This window comes from Xanthomonas hortorum (assembly GCF_040279205.1).
Taxonomy (GTDB): Bacteria; Pseudomonadota; Gammaproteobacteria; order Xanthomonadales; family Xanthomonadaceae; genus Xanthomonas; species Xanthomonas hortorum_F.
The window spans coordinates 1-4,951 of record NZ_JBEOLS010000106.1; the positions used below are offsets into that span (position 1 = coordinate 1).

The 4,951-nt window shown below is 64.9% G+C and carries 5 protein-coding genes; 3 read left to right on the forward strand and 2 right to left on the reverse strand.

The features are described 5' to 3' along the window. Positions 1 to 307: 307 nt before the first annotated feature. Both ABS769_RS22075 and ABS769_RS22080 read right to left on the reverse strand, forming a co-directional pair. Complete coding sequence (locus tag ABS769_RS22075) at positions 308 to 538, reverse strand: DUF2007 domain-containing protein (protein ID WP_006449566.1); 231 nt, start codon at positions 536 to 538, stop codon at positions 308 to 310. 2 nt (positions 539 to 540) lie between these two features. After that, positions 541 to 1,182: a glutathione S-transferase family protein gene (locus ABS769_RS22080; protein ID WP_317063355.1), complete on the reverse strand. Its 642-nt coding sequence runs from the start codon at positions 1,180 to 1,182 to the stop codon at positions 541 to 543. A gap of 258 nt (positions 1,183 to 1,440) precedes the next feature. On the opposite strand from ABS769_RS22080, the gene ABS769_RS22085 reads away from it, so the two are divergent. The 3 genes from ABS769_RS22085 to ABS769_RS22095 all read left to right on the forward strand — a co-directional run. Next, positions 1,441 to 3,180 (forward strand): glutamine--tRNA ligase/YqeY domain fusion protein, encoded by a 1,740-nt coding sequence (locus ABS769_RS22085; protein ID WP_317063357.1) that lies wholly within the window; start codon positions 1,441 to 1,443, stop codon positions 3,178 to 3,180. Positions 3,181 to 3,411: 231 nt separating this feature from the next. Then, positions 3,412 to 4,341 carry a DMT family transporter gene (locus ABS769_RS22090; RefSeq protein ID WP_317063359.1) on the forward strand — a complete coding sequence of 310 codons (930 nt, stop codon included), beginning with the start codon at positions 3,412 to 3,414 and terminating at the stop codon, positions 4,339 to 4,341. A gap of 453 nt (positions 4,342 to 4,794) precedes the next feature. Further along, positions 4,795 to 4,951, forward strand: a 157-nt coding sequence (locus ABS769_RS22095; RefSeq protein WP_233368074.1) for a transposase, incomplete at its 3' end; no start/stop codon positions are given.

Here is a 4,951-nt window from a genome sequence, read left to right on the forward strand (position 1 = left end):
CCATCGCGGGACACGCTGCAAGTACGTCCTTGTAAGCTCTTACGCGGCATCCATGCCGCGTAAGGTCCCGCGACGGTGGGCGGGCAAGGACCAGTCGAGATGGTCGGTGTGCATGGTTTCAATAAAACAGCCTGCAAACTTTCTGGCGCGGTGTCCTCATCGCTTGCGGGACCGTGTGGCGGCATGGATGCCGCCACCGAGCCTCCAGGGACGGATTTAAGGCGTGTCCCGCGAGCGGCGAGGGCACCGCGCCCTCGACCAACGCGCTTGGCCCATCCAGATGACGCCAAGAGCGGCTAAACCTACCTTACACCGCCCGCGTGACCTCGCCGCACAACCCGATCTGAGCCAGCACCGCCTGCGCCTGACTCAGATGCAGGTCGGCCACGCAGACCTGCAGCACGCCGAACGCCGGCAGTTCACCCGCGCCGCCCAGTAGCGACTCGCCGAACACGAATGCGGTGATGCCGGCATCTTCCAGCGCGTGCTTGGCCAGATGCGCGTCGATGATGTGACTGGCGCGATACGCGATCTGCATGCTCAGTGGCGCCCCAGACGTTCGCGCTCGGCGCCCTGCTTCCACTCGCGCAGTGCCGGCAAGGCGTCCAGTGCAGCCAGATAGTCGCCAGCGGCTTCAAACAGCGGTACGCCGTAGCTGGCAAAACGCAGCGCCACCGGGGCGAACATCGCATCGACAATGCCGAAGTCGCCGCACAGGAACTGCCCGGCATCGCCGTGCTCGGCGCGCAGGCTGGCCCACAGCGCCTGGATGCGGGTGATGTCGCGCTCGGCGGCCGCGTCCCAATGCGCGGGGCCGGGCACGCGGGCCAGATCCATCGGCAGTTGGGTACGCAGGGCGGCGAAGCCCGAATGCATTTCCGCCGCCGCCGCGCGTGCCTGGGCCCGCACGGACAGGTCCGCCGGCCAGCCGCGCCCTGCGAGCCAGCGCTCGTTGACGTATTCGCAGATCGCCAGCGAATCCCAGATATGCAGGCTGCCGTCCCACAGCACCGGCACCTGCCGGGTCGGCGAGTAGCCGGCGGTGCGCGCTTGAAATTCCGGCGTATCCAGCGGCAAGGCGATTTCCTCGAACGGCAGCTGGAAGTGCCGCAACAGCAGCCACGGGCGCAGCGACCAGGAGGACAGGGTCTTGTCGCCGATCACCAGGCGGGGCAATGGCATGCGTGGGGTACTCCGAAGGATCGGCGCAGCGTACGCGTCGGCGGCGATGCCGGCCAGCCCGCTGCGTCGCCTGCCGATGCAGCTCGACCCAGCTGGAGCCAATATGCAGTTAACCCATGCAGGACGCCCGCCAGCACGCCGTTTGCCCGCATGAACACCGTGCGCAGACGCCGCCAACTGCCCGGCCGCCCACACGCGTCCTACCCCTAAACCGGTGCCACCGCCTAAACTTGTGGTTTACCTATTGCTGATGCGCGCATGTCCGAGACCCTAGCCACCGACGCCACCGCCCCGGCGGAGAAGAAAGACTTCATCCGCCAGATCGTCCGCGAGGATCTGGCCAGCGGCAAGCACACGGTCATCCGCACCCGCTTCCCGCCCGAGCCCAACGGCTACCTGCATATCGGCCACGCCAAGGCGATCTGCCTGGATTTCGGCCTGGCGGCCGAGTTCGGCGGGCTGTGCAATCTGCGCCTGGACGACACCAACCCGGCCAAGGAAGACCCCGAGTTCGTGGTCGCCATCCAGGACGACGTGCGCTGGCTGGGGTTCGAGTGGGCGCAGCTGCGCCATGCGTCGGACTATTTCGAGGTGTATTACCTGGCTGCGGAAAAACTGATCCGCGACGGCCATGCCTTCGTCTGCGATCTGTCCGCCGAACAGGTGCGCGAATACCGCGGCACGCTGACCGAGCCCGGCCGCAATTCGCCGTTCCGCGAGCGCAGCGTCGAGGAAAACCTAGACCTGTTCCGGCGCATGCGCGCTGGCGAATTCCCCGATGGCGCGCGCACGCTGCGCGCCAAGATCGACATGGGCAGCGGCAACATCAACCTGCGCGATCCGGCGCTGTACCGCATCAAGCACGTCGAGCACCAGAATACCGGCAATGCATGGCCGATCTACCCGATGTACGACTTCGCGCATTCGCTGGGCGATGCGGTGGAAGGCATCACCCATTCGCTGTGCACGCTGGAATTCGAAGACCACCGCCCGCTGTACGACTGGTGCGTTGACAAGGTGGATCTGGCCGCGCATCCGGAGTTGCTGCAGCCGCTACTGGACAAGGGCCTGCCGCGCGAGGCCGCCAAGCCGCGCCAGATCGAGTTCTCGCGCCTCAACATCAACTACACGGTGATGAGCAAGCGCAAACTCACCGCGCTGGTGGAAGAACAGCTGGTGGACGGCTGGGACGACCCGCGCATGTACACGCTGCAAGGCCTGCGTCGGCGCGGCTACACGCCGGCGGCGATGCGCCTGTTTGTGGATCGTGTGGGCATCAGCAAGCAGAATTCGCTGATCGATTTCTCGGTGCTGGAGGGCTGCCTGCGCGAGGATCTGGATACGGCCGCCGCGCGCCGCATGGCGGTGATCGACCCGATCAAGCTGGTGTTGAGCAATCTGCCGGAAGGCCACACCGAGACGCTGACTTTTTCCAACCACCCCAAGGACGAGAGCGTCGGCACGCGTGAGGTGCCGTTCTCGCGAGAGCTGTGGATCGAGCGCGAAGATTTTGCCGAAGTGCCGCCCAAGGGTTGGAAGCGTCTGGTGCCGGGCGGCGAAGTCCGCCTGCGCGGCGCCGGCATTGCGCGCGTGGACGAGGTGATCAAGGACGCTGCTGGCGAGATCGTCGAGCTGCGTGGCTGGCTGGATCCGGAATCGCGTCCGGGCATGGAAGGCGCCAATCGCAAGATCAAGGGCACCATCCATTGGGTCAGCGCCGCGCATGCGGTGGAGGCGGAAATCCGCTTGTACGACCGCCTGTTTTCGGTGGAAAAACCCGATGACGAATCCGAAGGCAAGACCTACCGCGACTATCTCAACCCCGAGTCCAAGCGCAGCGTGCGCGGCTATGTGGAGCCGAGCGCCGCGCAGGCTGCGCCCGAGCAGTCGTTCCAGTTCGAGCGTACCGGCTACTTCGTTGCCGATCGCCGTGACCACAGTGCCGCCACGCCGGTGTTCAATCGCAGCGTGACCCTGCGCGACACCTGGGCCAAGTGAATCAACTCCGCACCGGATGGCAGCCATCCGGTGCGGCTGCGGCAATGACAGCCGCAGTAACGCGTGGCATCCGGTTGGCGGCGCGCTGCTGGCTGCCACACGCGTCACGCACCCCGCCGCGTGACGCCACCTCAGAGCGTTGTCTTCTGAGCTAATGAACAATTGAACAAGCGCAATGGAGCCTGCGTGCCGCACTTCATTGCATGCTGCACGGCATAAAGGAGCAGCACGATGCGTGAGCGCTTGATGGTGGGTGTCGCCTGCGGGATCGGTGCAGGCGCGTTGTGGGGATTGGTGTTTCTGGCGCCGCAGTTGCTGGCGGCGTTTACGCCGTTGCAACTGGCCGTGGCCCGTTATCTGTCGTACGGCGCAGTGGCGGCGTTGGTGCTGGCTCCGCGCGCCCAGCAGACCGCTGCGCGGCTGGGTCGCGCCGAGTGGTGGGCGCTGGTACGACTGAGCTTGCTGGGCAATCTGATCTATTACGTGCTACTTGGCAGTGCAGTGCAGTGGGCCGGCAGTGCAGCCACCGCGCTGATCATCGGCCTGTTGCCGGTGGTGGTCACCGTGATCGGCACACGTGCGGCCGGCGCGGTGCAGTTGCGACGCCTGGCTGCGCCGTGCGTGTTGTGCGTCATCGGCGTGGCGCTGGTCGCTCTGGACACCCTGCAACACGACTCCGGCCAACACGCCAGCGATCGCGCCACACGCATTGCCGGCCTGCTGTGCGCATTCGGTGCGTTGGCGTCGTGGTCGGCCTATTCGATCGTCAATGCACGCTGGCTGCGGCGGCGCCCGGACCTGTCCGGCGGCGACTGGTCGCTGCTGACCGGCGTGGTCACCGGTGCACTAGCGCTGGTGCTGGCGCCGGCAGCGCTGATCGGCAGCGCAACGCACGCGCCGATCGAATGGGCGAGTTTCTGGGGCATTTCGCTGTTGCTGGGCATCCTGGCCTCGGTGATCGGCAACGCCTTGTGGAACCGGGCCAGCCGCGTGTTGCCACTGACCCTGGTCGGCCAGATGATCGTGTTCGAAACGATCTTTGCGCTGCTGTACGGCTTTGCCTGGGAAATGCGCCTGCCCACGCCGCTGGAGCTGGCCGCTATTACCTGTTTATTGGTCGGCGTGTTGTGGTGCGCAGCGCTGCATGCGGAAGCGAAATGACACAGTCGGCTTGCAATACGTGATAAACCGCAATGGACTCCACTGAGACGGATTACCCGGCCTCATGGTCTGCACAAGATCAGCTGGTGATAAATCGCTACTACGGACACCACCAAACCGCCGTAAGGCTGAAGCATGCACGAGTGTGCGGTGCCCTCGCCGCACCAGAAAGTTTGCCGGCTGTTTTATTGAAAACCCTGCACACCGACCATCTCGACTGGTCCTTGCCCGCCCACCGTCGCGGGACCTTACGCGGCATGGATGCCGCGTAAGAGCCTACATGGATGTACTTGTGGCGTGTCCCGCGACGGTGGGCGGGCAAGGGCCCTGCAACCAAGCCGTAGATCAGACGCTCTACGACCGATCTCCCCGCAATTCCCCAAGTGCTCCGTCACCAGTTGCCCGAACTAGGGCCTGTTAACACTAATGGCCCGAGCGATTAAACTATCGTGCATGGAGATCACGCCAGCACAATTTTCTCTGATCGAACACTGCCTGCCGGCGCAGCGCGGCAATGTCAGCATGACCAACCTGCAAGTGGTCAACGCCATCCTTTACGTTGCCGAGCATGGCTGCAAATGGCGCGGCCTACCCAAGCGCTTTGGCAACT

Coding starts and splice junctions, on each gene's coding strand:
- ABS769_RS22075 (WP_006449566.1), bottom strand. CDS start 538: ATGCAGATCGCGTATCGCGCCAGTCACATCATCGACGCGCATCTGGCC.
- ABS769_RS22080 (WP_317063355.1), bottom strand. CDS start 1,182: ATGCCATTGCCCCGCCTGGTGATCGGCGACAAGACCCTGTCCTCCTGG.
- ABS769_RS22085 (WP_317063357.1), top strand. CDS start 1,441: ATGTCCGAGACCCTAGCCACCGACGCCACCGCCCCGGCGGAGAAGAAA.
- ABS769_RS22090 (WP_317063359.1), top strand. CDS start 3,412: ATGCGTGAGCGCTTGATGGTGGGTGTCGCCTGCGGGATCGGTGCAGGC.